24 protein-coding genes and 1 pseudogene are annotated in these 18630 nt (G+C 64.2%); 4 read left to right on the plus strand and 21 right to left on the minus strand.

Translation table 11 applies throughout. The features are described 5' to 3' along the window. Window positions 1-127 precede the first annotated feature (127 nt). The 7 genes from mazF to VB739_RS13365 form a co-directional block, all read right to left on the minus strand. Window positions 128-487 (minus strand): endoribonuclease MazF, encoded by a 360-nt coding sequence (mazF, locus tag VB739_RS13335; RefSeq protein ID WP_323357532.1) that lies wholly within the window; start codon window positions 485-487, stop codon window positions 128-130. Further along, window positions 487-750 (minus strand): AbrB/MazE/SpoVT family DNA-binding domain-containing protein, encoded by a 264-nt coding sequence (locus VB739_RS13340; protein WP_323357533.1) that lies wholly within the window; start codon window positions 748-750, stop codon window positions 487-489. Before VB739_RS13340 ends, mazF begins: the two co-directional genes overlap by 1 nt. A 40-nt stretch (window positions 751-790) precedes the next feature. Further along, window positions 791-1516 carry an MBL fold metallo-hydrolase gene (locus VB739_RS13345; protein ID WP_323357534.1) on the minus strand — a complete coding sequence of 242 codons (726 nt, stop codon included), beginning with the start codon at window positions 1514-1516 and terminating at the stop codon, window positions 791-793. 45 nt (window positions 1517-1561) lie between these two features. Next, complete coding sequence (locus VB739_RS13350; protein ID WP_323357535.1) at window positions 1562-1786, minus strand: DUF167 domain-containing protein; 225 nt, start codon at window positions 1784-1786, stop codon at window positions 1562-1564. A gap of 39 nt (window positions 1787-1825) precedes the next feature. After that, window positions 1826-2683 (minus strand): ABC transporter six-transmembrane domain-containing protein, encoded by an 858-nt coding sequence (locus VB739_RS13355; protein ID WP_323357536.1) that lies wholly within the window; start codon window positions 2681-2683, stop codon window positions 1826-1828. A 33-nt stretch (window positions 2684-2716) separates the two neighbouring features. Continuing rightward, window positions 2717-4024: an alpha/beta hydrolase gene (locus tag VB739_RS13360; RefSeq protein WP_323357537.1), complete on the minus strand. Its 1308-nt coding sequence runs from the start codon at window positions 4022-4024 to the stop codon at window positions 2717-2719. A 308-nt stretch (window positions 4025-4332) separates the two neighbouring features. After that, window positions 4333-5211 carry a DNA alkylation repair protein gene (locus VB739_RS13365; protein ID WP_323357538.1) on the minus strand — a complete coding sequence of 293 codons (879 nt, stop codon included), beginning with the start codon at window positions 5209-5211 and terminating at the stop codon, window positions 4333-4335. On the opposite strand from VB739_RS13365, the gene VB739_RS13370 reads away from it, so the two are divergent. Beyond that, window positions 5204-5512 (plus strand): hypothetical protein, encoded by a 309-nt coding sequence (locus VB739_RS13370; RefSeq protein ID WP_323357540.1) that lies wholly within the window; start codon window positions 5204-5206, stop codon window positions 5510-5512. The genes VB739_RS13365 and VB739_RS13370 overlap by 8 nt on opposite strands. A 430-nt stretch (window positions 5513-5942) precedes the next feature. Continuing rightward, window positions 5943-6185, plus strand: coding sequence for a hypothetical protein (locus VB739_RS13375; RefSeq protein WP_323357541.1), 243 nt, complete (start codon window positions 5943-5945; stop codon window positions 6183-6185). 105 nt (window positions 6186-6290) lie between these two features. Here VB739_RS13375 and VB739_RS13380 read toward each other — a convergent pair whose 3' ends face one another. From VB739_RS13380 to VB739_RS13430, 11 genes and pseudogenes are all read right to left on the minus strand, one after another. Next, window positions 6291-6506 carry a transglutaminase N-terminal domain-containing protein gene (locus VB739_RS13380; RefSeq protein ID WP_323357555.1) on the minus strand — a complete coding sequence of 72 codons (216 nt, stop codon included), beginning with the start codon at window positions 6504-6506 and terminating at the stop codon, window positions 6291-6293. 251 nt (window positions 6507-6757) lie between these two features. Continuing rightward, complete coding sequence (locus tag VB739_RS13385; RefSeq protein WP_323357542.1) at window positions 6758-7501, minus strand: YeeE/YedE family protein; 744 nt, start codon at window positions 7499-7501, stop codon at window positions 6758-6760. A 350-nt stretch (window positions 7502-7851) separates the two neighbouring features. Further along, window positions 7852-8640, minus strand: coding sequence for an FkbM family methyltransferase (locus tag VB739_RS13390; protein WP_323357543.1), 789 nt, complete (start codon window positions 8638-8640; stop codon window positions 7852-7854). Window positions 8641-8746: 106 nt separating this feature from the next. Then, on the minus strand, window positions 8747-9232 hold the full coding sequence (locus VB739_RS13395) for a hypothetical protein (protein WP_323357544.1): 486 nt from the start codon (window positions 9230-9232) through the stop codon (window positions 8747-8749). Between the two features lie 368 nt (window positions 9233-9600). Further along, entirely contained in the window at window positions 9601-9750 is a 150-nt protein-coding gene (locus VB739_RS13400) for a L,D-transpeptidase (RefSeq protein ID WP_323357545.1), read from the minus strand. A gap of 31 nt (window positions 9751-9781) precedes the next feature. Then, window positions 9782-9943: pseudogene (locus VB739_RS13405) on the minus strand (L,D-transpeptidase family protein); the annotation flags it as partial. A 13-nt stretch (window positions 9944-9956) separates the two neighbouring features. Beyond that, window positions 9957-11237 carry a SufS family cysteine desulfurase gene (locus VB739_RS13410; protein WP_323357556.1) on the minus strand — a complete coding sequence of 427 codons (1281 nt, stop codon included), beginning with the start codon at window positions 11235-11237 and terminating at the stop codon, window positions 9957-9959. Between the two features lie 23 nt (window positions 11238-11260). Continuing rightward, the gene (sufD, locus tag VB739_RS13415; protein ID WP_323357546.1) at window positions 11261-12514 is read right to left on the minus strand and encodes a Fe-S cluster assembly protein SufD; all 1254 of its coding nucleotides are present in this window, start codon (window positions 12512-12514) and stop codon (window positions 11261-11263) included. Between the two features lies 1 nt (window position 12515). Continuing rightward, window positions 12516-13319: a Fe-S cluster assembly ATPase SufC gene (gene sufC, locus VB739_RS13420; protein WP_323357547.1), complete on the minus strand. Its 804-nt coding sequence runs from the start codon at window positions 13317-13319 to the stop codon at window positions 12516-12518. Between the two features lie 73 nt (window positions 13320-13392). Next, window positions 13393-14835 (minus strand): Fe-S cluster assembly protein SufB, encoded by a 1443-nt coding sequence (gene sufB / locus VB739_RS13425; protein WP_323357548.1) that lies wholly within the window; start codon window positions 14833-14835, stop codon window positions 13393-13395. 15 nt (window positions 14836-14850) lie between these two features. After that, on the minus strand, window positions 14851-15216 hold the full coding sequence (locus tag VB739_RS13430) for a ferredoxin-thioredoxin reductase catalytic domain-containing protein (protein ID WP_323357549.1): 366 nt from the start codon (window positions 15214-15216) through the stop codon (window positions 14851-14853). Window positions 15217-15428: 212 nt separating this feature from the next. Between VB739_RS13430 and sufR the strand changes: the two genes are divergently transcribed. After that, on the plus strand, window positions 15429-16154 hold the full coding sequence (sufR, locus tag VB739_RS13435; RefSeq protein ID WP_323357550.1) for an iron-sulfur cluster biosynthesis transcriptional regulator SufR: 726 nt from the start codon (window positions 15429-15431) through the stop codon (window positions 16152-16154). Window positions 16155-16157: 3 nt separating this feature from the next. Beyond that, the gene (locus tag VB739_RS13440; protein ID WP_323357551.1) at window positions 16158-16532 is read left to right on the plus strand and encodes a hypothetical protein; all 375 of its coding nucleotides are present in this window, start codon (window positions 16158-16160) and stop codon (window positions 16530-16532) included. On the opposite strand, the gene VB739_RS13445 is transcribed toward VB739_RS13440, so the two are convergent. The 3 genes from VB739_RS13445 to VB739_RS13455 are packed head-to-tail and all read right to left on the minus strand — an operon-like array spanning window position 16492 to window position 17908. Beyond that, window positions 16492-16758, minus strand: a complete 267-nt coding sequence (locus VB739_RS13445) for a hypothetical protein (RefSeq protein WP_323357552.1) — start codon at window positions 16756-16758, stop codon at window positions 16492-16494. The genes VB739_RS13440 and VB739_RS13445 overlap by 41 nt on opposite strands. Further along, window positions 16758-17420 carry a guanylate kinase gene (gmk, locus tag VB739_RS13450; RefSeq protein WP_323357553.1) on the minus strand — a complete coding sequence of 221 codons (663 nt, stop codon included), beginning with the start codon at window positions 17418-17420 and terminating at the stop codon, window positions 16758-16760. Before gmk ends, VB739_RS13445 begins: the two co-directional genes overlap by 1 nt. Further along, on the minus strand, window positions 17417-17908 hold the full coding sequence (locus VB739_RS13455) for an SspB family protein (protein WP_323357554.1): 492 nt from the start codon (window positions 17906-17908) through the stop codon (window positions 17417-17419). Before VB739_RS13455 ends, gmk begins: the two co-directional genes overlap by 4 nt. Between the last annotated feature and the right edge of the window lie 722 nt (window positions 17909-18630).

Consider the following 18630-nt stretch of genomic DNA (forward strand, 5'->3'; position numbering starts at 1 on the left):
GATCGGCGTCAGACGGGCCAGTGGGTGGCTATGCATGGGGGGTGAGGTCTTGGGACGGGCGGTGACACCCCGACCCTGGCGACCTCACACCCAATCGTCAGCTGAACAACCTGGTGGGACTACACACCTAGCGAGTGGAAAGAGTGTCGGGGTCAAGAAGCGGCAGGAGCCTTGCGCCCACCATGACCAACACATCAGGAGAAGCCTTCTCAATCAGACAGGCCTTTCTTGTACGCCAGTCGAGGCTCTTGAGCTGATCGGCAAGAACGACGCCAACCACAGCACTGTCCTCCGGCAAGAGCACCTCAAAAGGATATCCTTTGACTCTGGATGTAACTGGACAGAACAAAGCCAATCCGACCTTGCCGTTGTAGGACTTTGGCGAGATCACAAGGGCCGGACGCCTTCCAGCCTGCTCACTACCCGACTGTGGCGTGAACTCCAGCCACACCAGGTCGCCACGATCAGGGATATACGCCGGAGACATCAAAAGATCTCCAGTCCAACAGCCTCTCCTGTATCAACGGAGGAATGGAGATTGGCAGCTGTCACTTCCTCAAGAAGATCATCCAGACTGAGGCGCGTGGGAAGGGAGGGCTTCACAACCAACTCTCCATCCTTGGCGCTCAGGCTCACCTCGGTACCAGCGCCCAGGCCGATCTGCTCAGCCAGACCGCGCGGGATCCGCACACCAAGGCTGTTTCCCCACTTCTGGACTCGCGTCTGCATGGGAGCGTCGCGGCTATACATGGAGTATACGCGCTTGGGGCTGTAGCAGCAGCGTGCCCCTTCAGCCCCCCTCAAACCCCTCCTCGATCACCCCCGCCAGATCGATGAGCATCTGCTCGCTGCTGCCGGTGAACGAGGAGCCGTGCATGACGGCCAGCGTCTGCGGCTGCAGCGCGGCCAGCCCCTGCAGCAGGCCGGCCGAACGGCTGGTGTAGGGCATGGTGTCGGCCAGGGGGCCGCTCTGCATCTGCTGCATCGCCTGCCGCGCCGGACCGATCAGGTCCGAGGACGTCACGTCGGCGACATCGCCGAACTGGTGGAAGAGATCGGAGCAGAACAGGGTGCGGCGGCTCTCCTCGAACAGCAGGCCGGCGTCCCAGCCATGGGGGAGGTGGGGGGTGCGGTGGAAGCGGAAGTGGTACCGGCCGGTGCTGAGCACGTCGCCGGCCGCCATGCCACGGGCGGGACGGAGGGCGAAATCATCCACGCTCACCAACTTGCCGACGAGGGTGCAGACAGGCTGGGCCAGGGGCGCCAGCTCCAGCCAGTGGTTGAGGCCACCGATTTCATCGGCTTCGAAATGGCTCCAGGCGATGTGGCGCAGCTGGGTGGGATCGATCAGCGAGGCCACGGCGTCGCGCAGGGCCGGAAACATGCCCTTGAGCCCGGCGTGAAACAGCAGCGGCTCCGCGTCGCGCACCAGGAAGTGGTTGAACTGGAGATCGAACTCCGGCACATGGATCGAGAGCCGGAACAGGTCGGGGGCGATCTCAGAGACGACAACCATGACTCAGCCAGACGCGCACACGCCACGATGCCGTGCTGAACGAACCTAAGCATCAACGGCCAGCCATTTCGTACGAGACGTCCTGCCGGCCTTGATCGTTACATCGGATCGCGCACAACCGAACAGCTGGCTGACCAGACGGATCAGTTCGTCGTTGGCCTTCCCGTCCGTGGGAAGGGCTTTGACATCAGCGCGGTAGGTGCCATCCGCCAGCAGCGTCAGCTGGCTGGTCCGGGCTCCCGGTTTGACCTTCACCTGAATCAGCGGCATGGGGGCGTGGGGTGGACATCGGCAAGGTGCCGCCTCCGCTCAATCAGCCGCCTCAGCGTTGCCCAGTCGCGCCCGGATGTCGCGGAGCCGGGCAACGTTGTTCACCAGCGCCGGAGCGCTGTCGAGGCCCTGCAGATAATCGAACACATAGGCGAGCACGGCATAGATGGCGCCGGCGCTGAAGCTTGTCGATCGGGTGAAGTCGATCAGGAGCACCACCAGGGCCACGATCGTGGCAAGCTCCGTCACGGTCCAGGTCCACGACTCGCTGTCGGAAAGCTGCACATGCCAGCGCCGCACGCGGCCGAAGTGGCGACGCAGGCGCAGCGGGCGCGCCGCCTCAATGTCCTCGATCTCGCGCTCGATCTGGTCGTTGAGGCCGCGGTGCAACCGCAGGGCGCGCCGCCAGTACCAGGCGTTGACGAGCCCCATCGGCAGCAGCACCGCCATGGCGATGAAGCCCGCCTCGAGGTCGTAGGTGAACAGCATCACCAGCGAGCCGAGCACGGTCACCACCTGGGAGAACATCGCCGGCACATCGGCTTCGAAGAAGCCGACCATGTCGCGCATCATCTCGACCCGCGCCGACACGATGCTCGTGCCGTAGCCAAGGCGCTTCTGCTCGGCCACGGTGAGCACGGCGAGGCGGGCATAGAGGCCCATGAAGACCCGGGTGTCGAAGCGCTGGCGCACGAACGCCGTGACCAGGTGCACGAGCCAAACGGCGATCAACGCCGACAGGCCCCGGTAGCTGCCCTTCAGCAACCCGTCGACCGCCCAGCCGGTGATGGCCGGATAGGCGAGCATGCACAGGTTCTCCAGCAGCGTCAGGGAGTAGGTGCCGGCGATCGACAGCCGCTCAGCACGGGAGAGGGTGGAAACGATCGTCTGCGGCATCACCGGGCCCTGGCGTCGCCAGCCTGGCAGCGCTCACTCAACGACAAACGCCGGTTTGACCTGGGCCAGGCAGCGGCTGTCGGGCGCCTGCCTGGGGTTGGCCAGAAAGTCGGCGGCGATCTGTGTCACGCAGGCGGCTGCAGGCATCCCCGGCGGCGCAAACAGCGACCCATGGCCGACACCGGGAAAGGTGAACACGTAGGCGGTGGTGAGATTGCTGGCCACGGCTTCTCCGTAGGGGGCTGGCGTGATCGGGTCGTCGCTGCCATTCAGCACCAGGGTGGGGATCTGCGGATTGGCATGGACAAAGGGAGGTTTCTGCTCCACCTGGAGCACGTCGCAGACGTTGTTCACCGCTTCGGCTTCGCGCAGGCCCAGGGGGAGCAGCTGGGGATAGGGCGGCGGCAGCACCTGGGCGGGCTGGAGCCGAACCGATCGACTCCGGGCACAGACGACCGTGTGATACAACTCCCTGGCCCCCCTCGGTTCGAGATCAGACAGGGATTCAGCGATCCAGCCGAAGTTGTCCTGGCTGGCGGCGTGGATGAACCAGGGCAGGGAACTGCCGCGGGCGGATTCACCGGAATAGGGCCGAGCGAGATAAGCCACGACACCCGTGACGAAGGCCGTGCCGTCGAGCTGGGTGGTGAAGGTCGCCTTACTCGAGGGAATCGTCAACGTCAGAGGGATGGGCTTCTGGTTGAGCCGATCAACGATCGCCAGAAACGTCCGCTCCAGATTCGGATAGGCCGCATTGCACTGTTGATCCTGCGTGCAGGCGCGAAACACATTCCTGAGGGCGTAGCTGATCGTATGACTCGAGGCCAGATTGAAATCCAGATCCGGCCGCACGACGCCATCGAGGATCACGCTGCGGAGTTTCGGCTTGTGCTTGTCCGCCTGGACGATGACGTACTGCCCCAACAACGTGCCGTAGGACACGCCGTAGTAGTTGAAGGCCGGATAGCCCAACGATTCAGCGACGGCGTAGATATCAGCTGCATTCTCGCGGGTGTTGAAGGCGCTGGGATTGATCCCCTGGGCCCTCAGCCGAGCGTTACAGGCCCTGATCCAGCTCGGGTCGGTATAGCTCTGCTTCCCCTGCGCCACAGCAATGTTGTGGACATTCAGCTCAGGACAGAACAGGAAACGCTTGGCATACCTCGTCCCCCGCTCCTCCACGAAGATCAGATCACGGCCCTGCAGCAAGGCCGGGAGTTCGGGGTACTTCGGCAGGGCTCCATTGGCAATGTCGCCGATGGTGGAATCACCGGGGCCTCCCTGCTCAACGAACAGGGGATCAGCCGCAGGGGTTGTGCCCGTGCTGCGTGTGCGGACCACGCCAAGCTGGATGGTGCGCCCCTGGGGCTTCGCATGGAGTTCGGGGACGGTGACATAGCCGCAATCCGACTGGGCGGCGATGGTGGCAGGAACCTCGAAAGCTTTGCAGTCGACGGATGTCCAGGCCGGGCCAAACTTGGCCGCATCTTGGGCTGCATAGCCAGGAGCGGAGCCGCCTGTGGCGAGGGCAACAATGGCAAGGAGCGCGAATCGGAACAATGGAGTTGACGCTGACTGCCCATGAAGAGCTCGGCTGGAACGCAAATCAGAACATCGTTCTTCATTCGATGCCAAGATCTTATTGGATGCTAGCAAGCGGCTGCACGAATCTTTCGTGCCCGTGCATCTCCCTGCTTGGCTGGATAGCGAACCGCATGGCGGATCAGCCACTGCAGGTCTGCGGAGGCACCGTCCTGCAGCCAGCGCTCACAGGTGGCATAGACGAGTTCCGAATGGTCTTTGGCGATGTCCCCCAGGTGATTGGCAACGCTGCGGCGGACGTACAGGGAAGGATCGTTCTTCAGGGATTCAAGGATGGGCAGTGTTGGCCTCGGGTCGGCAACAAACGAAGGAAGGCGTTTGCCCCAGGGGAGCCTGGGCCGAGTCCCCTCGCTGCAGAGGCGCCTCACGTGCGGGTTGGGGTCAGTGATCCATTGGTCAACCGTCTTCAGCGTGCGCTTTTGCTGCTTGATCAGAAATGTGCGGATGGCGAATTCCGAAGTGAATCGCGTGGTGAGGGCATGCAATGCGAGCATCGACGTTTCAAAAGGGTCGTTGCCGGTGTTGTGTTGTTCATCTTGCCCATATTCAGAAACGAAGAAGCTGTGGGGCAGATAGAAAAAGCCTGCCAATCCCAAGTCATCTGTCTCTGACTTCTCCGGCGTCAACGACGCCATGAGGACTTGAACAGCGTCCTCGTAGTTCCCTGGGAGGAATTCGCGAAGCGCCTTGGCGATGTGCAGGCCTCGCTGCATGATGGTCAACGGTTCAAGGCCTGCCAGTGCAGAATCACAGAATCGGCTGGCCGAAAAGTCTGGATCTACATACTGAATATTCTGCGCCAGAGACTTAATGGTCTCCTGGCCCAGCAGGTGCTTCAGGGGCGTGCCCTTCTGAATGGATCTCGGCGCTGGGGGGATGGTGGGTACTTGAGGCGTCATGGTGGCCCTATCCATGCCCATGGCCATCGAGATCACTGGCCACCTGGGCAAGAATCTCGTCCGCATGGCTGAGGGCGATGAAATGGCCTCCGCCGCTGATGGAATGCCAGATGGCTCCGGGGGTCTTGTCTGCCACCGTTCTATTGATGGATTCAGGCAACAGTTTGTCATCCGTTCCCTGCCAGAAGTGGATCGGTCGCATCACTTTATTCATATCGAAGGGCCAGGCTTCGTAGAGCATCGTGGCGTCGGTGACAAGCCCCTCAGCGCCCTATGGCAAACATTCGCGCGATGCATCCAGAAAGGATTGGCAGAGCACCTCATCTGAGAGAACGTCTTGGTCAGAGACACCGATCGACTTCTTCAGCGCCTGCAGATAGCTGGCCTCAAAGTGCGTCGCACTCAAGCCAAGCAGTTCATACATGAGCCTGAAGCCTGGATGGAAGTGCAACGCCAGGCGGCCCCCAGGCGCATCCACGCTGCTTTGGTACGTCGCAGGCCAGTTGGCTCCGAACGTACCGTAGCTGGCACCCGCGATGCAGGAAGCCCTGCACCCCAAGTAGCACCAGTTGACGCAACGCCGGCCGAGCCAGGTGGAGAGACAGAGCGAGACCAGGATCCCCGCCCCTGCTCCCGTCTGAACTGCCTGGCCGACCACAGCATTCGGTTCAGCCCCTGGCGCCTTGCAATCCCGGGGTTCCATACTAATCTCCAAGTGCAGTCAGCCTCCAACAAGAGTGTCTCCCCAGGACCGGCAATTGACCATTTTTCTGACCGAAAATCAGAAACTCTCCTTTCTCGTTCCTGAGCAGCGTGATGACCTCATCCAACGCACCAATCTGTTCAAGGATATCTTGACCAACAACAAATTTGTGATCGAGGCGAACGGGACGTTGTTCTGCATTCCCTGGACCAGCATCAAATACTTGCAACTGGACCCGATCGCAGAAGGAGATGTCCTACCCTCGCCTGTACTGAAGGGATTGCACATCATTGATTGATGGCTAAGTTGCAGCTGCTTGTTCATACCCGTGGCTGAACTTTGCCGGCTGCGACTGAGCAGTAGCGGCCTGGAGCTTGATTCCTCGCGGCCTCGACGATAGGCTCTATCCGCAGAACCGAACCAGGCGTAGGGCGCTAGATCCTTCCACAGCAGGTAGCGGGTGAACGGATGCTCCGGCGGGCTCGTCCTTCACGCGCACCTGATGGTGCGACAGCCGCTTGTTGACATTTTTCCGCGGCGTGAGCCGCACCGTCATGGGCTCCAGGAACACAGGGCGTTCGTAGCGATAGCGCAGCGAATGCCTGACCTGGAACAGCATCGTCAACCAAGTGAACTCGAACCACCGCTGAAGGCCTCCGGCGGCTCCCATTCAGCCATGGACTCCGTGATCGGTCCATTTCCTGCGCCAGAGCCGGGCCCACTGGGACGATCGATCAGCCCTCGATGGCCCGCACAGCCTTGCTGGATCTGGCCCCTGGCGTTGCGTTCGCAAACAAGCTCGCAAGAGAGCAGGTTCGCCTGATCCCGGTGGGCGGTTGCTGCAGCATGGAGTCCCCTGATCACGGCCCGTCAATGCTCGAATCCGAGCTGATTCGCTCCATCGACCCGGACGCCTTGGAAGGCGGCGCCCTCTACAGGCTGCACGCCCTGCAGGTAGGCGCCCACGAAAATCCCGGCCAGGCCGATCAGCACCGGCCCGTTGCCGATGCCGAGGCTGGCCAGGGCTGCCGCCATCACCAGCAGCAGGCCGAGGTCGCGCAGCTCCAGGAAGCTCAGCACCACCTCCGGCCTGGCCATGCCGCTCAAGGCCAGCCCATAGCCGAACAGACCACCACCCTGAAGGATCGCGATCAGACGCTTCATGGGGGTCACCCCCATCAGCAGCACGATCCGAGCGGTGACGATGGCCACCTCCATGAACACGGCGACCGCCAGCAGCGAGGCCCTCGAGAACGAAGCGACGCCGCAGAGGCCGTGGCCGGAGGTGCACCCCGAGGAGAGCCGGGTGCCGAACTCCACCAGCAGCCCCCCCAGCGCCAGCCGCCACCAGCCCACCGCCGTGACGAAGAACGCCTGGTGGGTCGCCGCGTACAGCCAGGTGCCGAGCACCATGGTCAGGGCGAACAGCAGGGGCCAGTCGCCCGAGCTCCGCTCAGCGGTGAGCGGCGTGACGTAGGTGAGCGTGGGGCTCAGGACGGAACTCGCTCCGGCTTTGACACCGAGGGGTAGGCACATGATCATCAATCCCAGTCCGATGAACAGCACCCCCCCGGACAGATAGGACGTGACGCCATGGGGGAAGGGGAATCCCATCGATGCGGTCACCAAGAACAGCCAGACCCTAAGCACGTCGATAACGGCTGGCAAATCCGGGTTGTTGGCAGGGGCGGCCGGCCAGCCTGGTGATGGCTGCGTCAGGCCGAGCCAAAGAGCTCCCGCTCGCCTGCGTGGAGATCCGTGCAAGGTGACCAAGGGGCTGTAGTGAATCCGGCGCATTCCCGCCAAGGCCGGACCGATCAGGTCCTCAGAGGTGATGGGCGCAACAACCCCTAACTGGCGCAGGAGATCAGAGCAGAACGGCCAAGCTGACCTGCAGCAATGAAGCGCAGCAGAATTGACTTCCGGTGCAGCGATTTGCCAGAGCGCGACGCCTTTCTTTCGCCTTAAGATAAGATTTTCCATGAACTCTTAATCAGACGAAAGGCGATTTCCGTAGCACTATGCATTGACATCGCCAAATTGAGTAAAATGCACGTCGGATTCATTCGACTATCAACGGCCAGGGTGTCTCCCCCAAGGCAAAAATTATTGTAGCTCAGCCGAGACAGATAGCCCTTGAGGGACTTACCTTTTTCAGCTGACATATTGTGACTCTCAAAGTATATCAACCTAGGCCTTGTGCTGCTGAGACTAGAGTTATATATCACCTCATCGTCATATCCCTCGGCATCAATTTGGAGAACATCAATATGTGTCGGCCACTTAAGCTCCTCCAGGAGAGAGTTGAGATTCCTGGAGGGTATGATGAGAGTATCAATCATACTATCTGAATCAAGATTCTGACCCACCATGGCTTCTTCAAGGTGAGATTTAATAGCTGATGTAATACCCGTTGCGGCTCTATATGACGGCCAGCCTTTTGCGTAGGTGGGCCGGAAAAGATCCCAAGCTTCTGGCTTAACGGCATAAAGGGTTAACGTTCCCTCCTTGCCAATTGCACAATTCGCGATCTGAAAAGAGGGGTGCGATGAGTAATTGCTGTGTAGATATGGAAGTAACGGCTTGTTGGGTTCAATGAGAAGGATGCGGGTTGCGCCGGACCTTCTCATAGCGAAGCCATAAATGGGATCATTTGTCTTGCCATCATTGGCCCCGACAACAACAATATTGAGTTGATGCTTGATTTCAATTAGCGCCCTTAACGCTAACTGGTATTTAGTAAGTAGTCTCATGATCAGTGCCTACTTTGGTAGTTCTTCAGTCTAACGCCCAGATCAGAAGCGGGCCGAGATCTATGCATGCCCACAAGCCTATGCTCCCGTCTTCTGTATCTGGATGTTATACCGCTGCATACTGACTTGGATGCGTAAATTCAGATTTCTTGCCATGAAAGGATTCATAGAGGGCTCGGTGCCTGGAAAGACCATACTCGTCTGAACGCTTCTCGTAGGAACAAACCCATTGGATAAGGTTGTCCAGGTTCTCATCTTGCTCATAGAGGGAACGAAACTTCTCTGGCTCCCAAGGTCTCGAGCGGCAGTGAGCCACGCATGCATCTACTCCAGGATTAAGAAAGATAAGCTCATCGCAGTAGACCAGAATATGCTCAATTATGTCCGCGTAGCAGCCTTCGATGATCCAGCTAGAGTGACCTAGAATCCAATTTTTAACATCTTCAATGCTCTCTTGAAGTGGCCGTCTGTCAGTGCCGCCGCTAAACGCCACCTCATCCAGCGATAGCCGAGTGGCTGGTTGCTTCGCAATCATCAACCTAGACAAGGTACTCTTCCCTGCTCCTGCATTGCCCAGAAGGATGACTTTCATGGCACTGTTGCTTCATCGGTATAACTAGCCATTGGGAGATTCCGTGAACCACGCGCCTTCTACCTCTCCATTCCGTGAACCGCGTCGAGGCATCGAACCGACATCCTCCAAAACCATGGCAATATCAATCTCCTGTGCTCAATACCCGCCCACGATAGCTGTGGTTCACGGGTCCGATAACCACATGTTCATGACGATACGAATCGAACTCTATGCGTTTGAGACATCCATAGGCAAGTTTCAGAGCCGACGCGCGACATCTGGGTCTTCCGAACCTGCAGACGTGCTCTTCTCCTGTTCAGTGGCAAGAGGCTGAGTGCAGTGGTGCCGTTGGCGTGCAGGCCCTACACCGCAACCCCCCCCTACGGCTACGGCTGAATCACCACCGGCGTGCCCACCGCCGTGCGGGCGAACAGCCACTTCGCCGTCGCCTGGCTGGTGCGGATGCAGCCCTGGCTGCGGCGCACTCCGTAGCACTGGCGGGCGGCGTCCTGCCACGGGGGTGCGGTAGTCGTCACCCACCAGGGAGGTGGCCGCGTACTTGGTGCCGATCACAAACCGCCCCGTGGGTGTGGGCGACGCCGTCAACCCCGTCGACACCAGGGCCGCATAGATCGTTGTGCCGCTGGCATCGAGGGCCCGTAGCCGCTGTTCCGACAGGTCGATCACGATGGCCGCCACCACCTCGATGGCCGCCAGCATGAGGCTCATGGCCCCTCCACCCTCAGCTGTGCTCCCTCAAAAACCCGATCGTGCCTTCCAGCTCTTCAGCGAAGCGGTCGATCTCTTCCGGGGTGGTGGTGAAGCCCAGGCTGGCGCGGGCGGAACTGGCCAGGCCGTAGTGGCGGTGCAGGGGCTGGGTGCAGTGGTGGCCGCTGCGGATGCAGATGCCGGCGGAATCCAGCAGGGCGGCGATGTCGTTGGCGTGCAGGCCGTCCACGCTGAACGCCGCTAACGCGGCCCGGTCGGGTTGCTGGTCCGGCGTCGGCCCCAGGATCCGCACCCCGTCGATGGCCTGCAGCCGCTCGAACAGGCGCCGGGTGAGCTGCTGCTCCCAGGCGTGGATGCGCTCCATGCCCAGGTTCTGCAGGTAATCGAGGGCGGCGCCCATGCCGATCGCCTCACCGATCGCCGGTGTGCCGGCTTCGAACTTGTGGGGCAGATCGGCCCAGGTGCTGTGATCCAGGTAGACGTCGTGGATCATCTCGCCGCCCCCCAGGAATGGCGGCATCGCCTCCAGCAGCGCCTCGTGGGCCCAGAGGAAGCCCATGCCCGTCGGGCCGCACAGCTTGTGGGACGAACCCACCAGGAAATCGGCCCCCAGGGCGGCCACATCCACCGGCTTGTGGGGCAGGCTCTGGCAGGCGTCCACCAGCAGCAGGGCGCCGGCCCCATGGGCCAGCTCGGCCACCGCCTCGATCGGATTGAGGCAACCCAGGGTGTTGCTCACGTGCACCAGACTCACCAGCTTGGTGCGATCGCTGATCTTGGCCTTCAGGTCCTCCAGATCCAGCTCGCCGCTCTCGGTGACGCCCGCATGGCGCAGCACGCAGCCCGTGCGGGCCGCCAGCAGCTGCCAGGGCACCAGGTTGCTGTGGTGCTCCATCACCGACAGCAGCACCTCATCGCCCTCGCCCAGGTTGGCGTCACCCCAGGTGCGGGCCACCAGGTTGATCGCCTCGCTGGCATTGCGGGTGAACACGATCTCCCGGGCACTGGCGGCACCGATGAAGGCGGCCACCTTGCCCCGGGCCGCCTCGAAATGGTCGGTGGCGCGGGCGCTCAGCTGGTGGGCGCCGCGGTGCACATTGGCGTTGTCGAGGCTGTAGTACTGCTGCAGCGCCTCCAGCACCTGGCGCGGCTTCTGGCTGGTGGCGGCGTAATCCAGGTAGATCAGCGGCTGCCCCAGGCAGGCCGTCTGGGCCAGCAGGGGGAAATCGGGGCGCGTCTGCACCGCCAGGTCGGCCACCACCGGGGCGCCCGCCAGCGGCGGCGCCGCAACCATCGGGGAGTTGGTGGAGGTCGGTGTCATCGTCCCTGCTCCCCCAGCAGGCTGGCCAGGGGCTGCCAGACCGCGGCGGCGGCGGGCAGCTCCTGCAGCACCTCCTCGCAGAAGCCCCGCAGCAGCAGCCGGGCCGCCTGGTCGGCGGCGATGCCGCGGCTCTGCAGATAGAAGAGTTCGTCCTGCTCCAGCCGGCTCACGGTGGCGCCATGGGCGCAGCGCACGTCGTCGGCGACGATCTCCAGCTCGGGCTTGGTGTCGATGCGGGCCCGGTCCGAGAGCAGCAGGTTGCGGCTCAGCTGGGCCGCATCGGTGCGCTGGGCCAGCCTTGGCACCTGCACGGCGCCGTTGAACACGCTGCGGCCCTGGCCGTCGGCCACCGCCTTGTGCAGCTGCTCCAGCCGCCCGTCCGGCCCCTCGAACACCATCTGGCTGTGGGTGTCGCTGATCTGGCGGCCATCCGCCAGCTGCAGGGCCTTGAGGGCACTGTGGGCCGCCCCATCGCGCTGCACCAGCCGCGGCTCCAGCCGCCCCAGGGCCCAGCCGCCGTGGGCGCTGACGCCGCTGTAGCGGCTGCCCGTGGCCTGCTCCACCGCCACGGTGGCCAGCAGGCAAGCCGAATCGGCACCGGGGGCCAGCAGGCCGTGGCGCAGCTCGGCGCCCTCACCCAGGCGGGCCTCCAGCACCACGCTGGTGAGGTTGGCGCCGCCCGAGCGGTGCACCTGCAGCATCTCCAGAGAAGCCTCCGGTTCCAGCACCAGCAGCAGCCGCAGGGGCAGGATCCCCTCGCCATCGCCGGCGTCACTCACCAGCTCCAGGGTGGTGGCGACGGCGCCGCGCACCCGCAGGGCCAGCACGTTACGGGCCGTGGCGCCGTTGAGCCGCACGGGCCAGAGCTCGGTGCTGGCGGTGGTGGCCAGCACCTGGCCCAGGGTCTCATCGAGTTCTGCGCCGCTGATGGGCTCCAGGCCCGCCGGCAGGCTGATCCCGGCCAGGGGGTCGCTGTGGCCATCGAGGTTGAGGCGCAGGCTGCCGGCGGCCGTCTCAGGCTGCGCCGCCGCCGAAGCGGGGCTGTGCAGGGTGGGGCTCAGGGCGGTCAGCGGCGCCAGGTCGGTGAAGCGCCAGGCCTCCACGCGCCGCGAGGGCAGCGGGGTCTGCGCCAGGGCCTGGGCTGCCAGGGCATCGGCGCCACCGGCGGCATTCGCCAGCAGGGCGGTGACCCAGCTGCCGGGGCCGGCGCCGGCCGAAGCGGTGGGGGTGGAGAGCGAAGCGGCCACCATCTCAGCCCACCTCCGCCGGTGTGCGCTCCAGGGCCGCCAGTTCGGCGTCGACCCAGTCGTAGCCGCGCTCCTCCAGCTCCAGGGCCAGCTCCTTGCCGCCGGTGCGCAGGATCCGCCCGGCCGCCATCACGTGCACGTAGTCGGGGGTGATCACATCCAGCAGCCGCTGGTAGTGGGTGATCAGCAGGGTGGCGTTGTCGGGGCCAGCCAGGTGGTTCACGCCGCCGGCCACGATGCGCAGGGCATCGATGTCGAGGCCGGAGTCGGTTTCATCGAGCACCGCCACCAGGGGTTCGAGCAGGGCCATCTGCAGGATCTCGTTGCGCTTCTTCTCGCCGCCGGAGAAGCCCTCGTTGACGCTGCGCTCCAGGAAGGCCGGATCCATCTGCACCACCTGCAGCCGTTCGCGCACCAGGTCCTCGAAGGCGAAGGTGTCGAGCTCCTCCTCCCCCTTGCCGGCGCGGCGGGCGTTGGTGGCCACCCGCAGGAACTCCAGGTTGCTCACCCCGGGGATCTCCACCGGGTACTGGAAGCCGAGGAACAGGCCGGCCCGGGCCCGCAGTTCCGGCTCCAGGCTCAGCAGGTCGTCGCCCATGTAGCGCACGGTGCCGCCGGTGACGGTGTAGGCCGGGTGGCCCGCCAGCACCTTGGAGAGGGTGCTCTTACCGCTGCCGTTGCGGCCCATCACCGCGTGGATCTCACCGGCGCGGATCGTCAGGGACACCCCCTTAAGGATGGGCTGGTCCTCCACGCGGGCCGTGAGATCATGGATCTCGAGCAGTACGGGAGCGTCGGGGCGGATCACGGCGGGGGAGAAAAGGGCAGGGAAGGGACGGGGGAAGAAGCGTTGGGGCGGCCGGGGTGGCCGTAGGCCGGATTCAGCCGACTGAACCCTCGAGCTTGAGGGCCAGCAGCTTGTCGGCTTCGGCGGCGAACTCCATCGGCAGCTGATTGAAGACATCGCGGCAGAAGCCGCTCACCATCATCGACACCGCCTCCTCGAAGGCGATCCCCCGGCTCTGCAGATAGAAGAGCTGGTCGGCGGAGATGCGGCAGGTGCTGGCCTCGTGTTCGATGCGGGCGTCCGGCTGCTGGGAGCGGATGTAGGGGTAGGTGTTGGCGGCCGCCTGGTCGCCGATCAGCATCGAGTCGCACTGGCTGTAGTTGCGGGCGCCTACGGCCTTGGGGCCCAGCTGCACCAGCCCCCGGTAGCTGTTGGAGGAGTGGCCGGCGCTGATCCCCTTGCTCACGATCGTGGAGCGGGTGCGGGGGCCCACGTGGATCATCTTGGTGCCGGTGTCGGCCTGCTGGCGGTTGTTGGTGAGGGCCACCGAGTAGAACTCGCCCACCGAATCGGCCCCCTGCAGCACGCAACTGGGGTACTTCCAGGTGATCGCCGAGCCCGTTTCCACCTGGGTCCAGCTGATGTGGCTGCGATCACCGCGGCACTGGCCCCGCTTGGTGACGAAGTTGTAGATGCCGCCCTTGCCGTTCTCATCGCCCGCATACCAGTTCTGGACGGTGGAGTACTTGATCGAGGCGTCATCGAGGGCCACCAGCTCCACCACCGCCGCATGCAGCTGGTTGGTGTCGAACATCGGCGCCGTGCAGCCCTCCAAGTAGCTCACCGAAGCCCCTTCCTCGGCCACGATCAGGGTGCGCTCGAACTGGCCGGTGTCTCCGGAGTTGATCCGGAAGTAGGTGGAGAGCTCCATCGGGCATTCCACGCCCTTCGGGATGAACACGAAGGAGCCGTCACTGAACACGGCGGAGTTGAGGGCGGCAAAGTAGTTGTCATTGCCGGGCACCACCGTGCCGAGGTACCTCTCGATCAGGTCGGCGTGGTCCTTCACTGCCTCGCTGATCGAGCAGAAGATCACACCGCTTTCGGCCAGCTTCTCCCGGTAGGTGGTGGCGATCGAAACGCTGTCGAACACCGCATCCACCGCCACGTTGGAAAGGCGCTTCTGCTCGCTCAGGGGGATGCCGAGCTTCTCGAAGGTTTCCAGCAGCTTCGGGTCCACCTCATCGAGGCTGGCCTTCTTCTCCTGCTGCTTGGGGGCCGCGTAATAAATGATCTCCTGGTAGTCGATCGGCGGGTGACCCAGGCTGGCCCAGTCGGGCTCCTCCATCTGCAGCCACTGGCGGTAGGACCGCAGGCGGAAATCCAGCAGGAAAGCGGGCTCGTTCTTCTTGGCGGAGATCAGCCGCACCACGTCCTCACTGAGGCCCTTGGCGATCTTCTCGGTTTCGATGTCGGTGACAAAGCCGTATTTGTACGGCTGGCTCACCAGATCGCCGACAGTGGCGGTGCTCGTCATGGTGAAGGGGCCGGCTCAGCCGGCGGCGAGGGACTGGATCTCTTCGAGGCTGATGGTCTGCTGCTCGCCCCGGAAGGGGTTGTCTTCGGTGAGGAAGAGCATGCAGTGGCACTCCTTGCGCTCCCGCATCGGCACGCAGGGGCAGTTCCAGAACGCCTGGGCCACCTCGGCCTCCTTGTCTTCGTAGTGACGGCAGGGGCAGAGGGCGCCGCCCAGCTCGTCCTTGTGGCGGGCCAGACCCTCCAGCACCACGGCGGTGACCCCCGGATCGCTGCAGAAATAGGTGCCGGTGCGCTGGGCGTAGGTTTCCGCGAAACGGCGGATCACCTCCAGGCTTTCGGCACCGGCGGCGGGGGTCGTGGTGGTGGAAGCGTCGGTCATGGGCAGAGCGTCGGTTGCGCGCACCGGTGGATCGAATAACGAAACACTTTGGTTTCGTTACTGCGGGAGCCTAAGGCACAGGCGTGGTCCGTTGACGGCGTGGAAAGGTCATTGTGACGCCCCGGCGGCCACCACGGCCGGGCCCCCAATCCCCCGGCGTGCGTGGCATCGTGTTTTGGTCAGACGCCCGTCGTTTGGGTCAGACGCCCGTCATGAGCGCCCCCGCCCAGTCCTCCTCCCCCCCAGCCGGCCCCGCTGAGGGAGCCCATCCCACCCGGGAGGCGGCCCTGTCGGTGCTGCTGCGGGAAGGCGAAGCGACGGCGTCCCAGCTGGCGGAGTCCCTGGGCGTGTCCGTGCAGGCCATGCGTCGCCACCTTCGCAGCCTCGAGGACGATGGCCTGGTGGAGGCCAGCCCCTCCCATGAAGGCCCCGGCCGGCCCAGCAACCGCTGGCGGCTCACCACCCAGGGCCAGGGCCGCTTTCCCGATGGCAGCGAGAACTTCGCCCTCGGCCTGCTCCACACCCTCACCGAAAGCCTGCCGGCGGACACCCTGGAGCTGGTGCTGCGCCAGCAGGCCGAAGAAAAGGCGGCCGACTACCGGCGCCTGATCGGCAGCGGTCCCCTCAGTCTGCGGCTTGAGCGGCTGGTGGAGCTGCGGCGCAAGGAGGGCTACGTGGCCGAATGCCGCCCCGACGACGCCCCCGCCGCCAACGACGACACGCCCGCCTGGGTGATCAGCGAATTCCACTGCTCGGTGATGCGCATCGCCGAGCAGTACCCGGTGGTCTGCGACCAGGAACTGCGCCTGATCCGCCACACCTTCCCCGACTGCGCCGTGGAGAGGGTCCACTGGCGGCTGGAGGGGGGCCACAGCTGCGGCTTCCGCATCGCCCCTGTCGCCGAGAACCCCGTTCCCGCCGGCCCCGTCGCCCCCTGAGCCGTGCTCAGCCCTGATGAGTTGCAGGAGCTGGAGGCCACCCTGCTGCCCACCCTGGAGCGCCACCACCTGCGGCTCCTGGCCCATGGCCTGCGCACCCTGCAGGCCATCGCCGGCCAGGCCAGGGGCGGCCTGCCTGGGGCCGGGGCGATCGAGGCCTGGGCCCGCCAGCAGCCGGTGATCCAGGACGACCCCGGCTTCGCTGCGGCCTTCCTGACGCAGATCAGCCGCGTGGGGGAGCAGCTCGAAGCCATCGCCGCCGCCGCCGGCCGGGAGCCCCTGGCCCTGGATCTGGCCGACCTGGTCCACTGGGCCACCAAGGAAGCCGACCGGCGCGTCAGGCCCCCGGCAACCCCACCAGACCCGCCACAAGGCTGACCCCGGCCAAGGCGGCGGCGGCGGCCAGCCCCCCACGCCAGCCGGGCCGGTCCCCCTCCAGCGCCGCCAGGGGCAGGGCCATCACCGGCGCCGTCGCCAGCAGGGCCACGGCGAGTCCCCCCGGCAGTCCCGCCAGGGCGCTCTGCTGCAGAACGATGCCGGCGCAGGTGCCCAGCAGCGTGGCCGCCAGCAGCAGCGGGGCCACGAGCAGCGGGGCAACACGCATCATTCGCCCAGCATGCCGCGCACGAAATTGGCGAGGCCCAATTGCCGTTTGCGGCGCAGACGCTCGGCCTTCAGGATGGCGCGGATCTCGTTCAGGCAGGTCTCGGCATCGTCGTTGACCAGCACATAATCATATTCGCCCCAGTGGCGGATCTCGTCACAGGCGCGGGCCATGCGATCGGCGATCACTTCGGGGTGATCGGTGTTGCGGCCGATCAGCCGGCGTTCCAGTTCCGCCAGGTGCGGCGGCAGGATGAACACCCGCACCAGATCGGATGCCGCATCCGTCTGCTGCAATTGCTGGGTGCCCTGCCAGTCGATGTCGAACAATACGTCGCGCCCGGCGGCCAGCGAATCCTCCACCGGGCGGCGCGGCGTGCCATAACGGTTGCCGAACACGGTCGCCCATTCCAGCAGGGCATTGCCCTCGATCATGGTCTGGAACTGGTCGGGCGAAACGAAATAATAATCGACCCCGTCCACCTCGCCCGGACGCGGCGGGCGGGTGGTGGCCGAAACGCTCATCGTGATGTCGCCATCCTCGGCCAGCAGCGCGCGCGACAGCGTTGTCTTGCCGGCGCCCGATGGCGACGACAGCACGAACATCAGGCCGCGCCGCTCTGGGCCGCGGGCGGGCACATCCGGACGGGAAAAGCGCGTCACTTGCGGCGGAACCTGTCCAGCGTGACGACATTGCTGCCATCATCATCGCCGCCATCATCCGGCTTTGGCGGCTCTGGCGAATCCGGCCCGGCCGGCGGTTCGGATGGCCCCTCGCCATCCTTGGGCGGGAACTGCAGCGCGAAATTCACCGCCGGATCAACGAAGCCCACCACTGCATCATAAGGAATGGTCAGCAGCGACGGCATCTGGTTGAACGACAGGCCGATCGAAAACTGCTCCGGCCCCACTTCCAGATCCCAATAGCGGTGCTGGATGACGATGGTCATCTCGTCGGGATAGCGTTCCAGCAAGTGCTGCGGGATCACCACGCCGGGCGCGCGGGTGCGAAAGGCGATGTAGAAGTGATGGCCGCCGGGCAGCCCGCCTTCCTCCTGGATGCGCTTCAGCACGCGGGTGACAACCCCGCGCAGCGCATCCTGCACGATCTCGTCGTACGGAATCAGGCTGTCGGGCGTGGTGTCGTTCACAGGTCTGCCCCGGATTAAGGTTCGCGCAACCGATTGGCGCGCGCCGCCGCCAAGGTCAAGACACAGCCGGAAAATTGAAAGCGAGAGGGTAATGTTGCCCGGCCCCCCACGTTGCTTTTGGGTCGGGGGGCCGTGTTTGGCGAAATCGGTGAGGGGGTAATGTTGCCCGGCCCCCCACGTTGCTTTTGGGTCGGGGGGCCGTGTTTGGCGAAATCGGTGAGGGGGTTCTGTTGCCCGGCCCCCCGTGTTGCCTTTGGGTCGGGGGGCCGTGTTCGGCGAAATCGGTGAGGGGGTTCTGTTGCCCGGCCCCCCTCCGGCCGCTGGAGTCCACTTCTGTTGCCCGGTGTGGCCCGAACCGCGCTTTCGGCCAGTTTAACCTTGGTCGGTGAAGACCTCAGTTACGCTGCGATCGCGAATGCCTCGTTGTCGTTGGCATTTGTGGGTTTTGAACGGTTTAACGGCTCATTCAGGCCGGGCAAAAACACCGTCTTTGAACACACGTCGATCCTGGTTCGGCCCCATACATGCCCCCGACAACAGGGTGGTTATGGTGGAGCCGCCGGGTACTGCCCCCGGGTCCGCTGCGTCTATTACACGGCATCATTTATCGCCATAGCCGGCAAGCCGGCATCCCCCATGTAGGGTGTCGGTGCCGATTCCTCAATCCCGGTTTCTTCAGGCCCCACCGAACCGCCGATACAGCGTGGGCAGCAGCAACAACG

The organism is Cyanobium gracile UHCC 0281, from assembly GCF_034931305.1.
GTDB lineage: Bacteria > Cyanobacteriota > Cyanobacteriia > PCC-6307 > Cyanobiaceae > Cyanobium > Cyanobium gracile_A.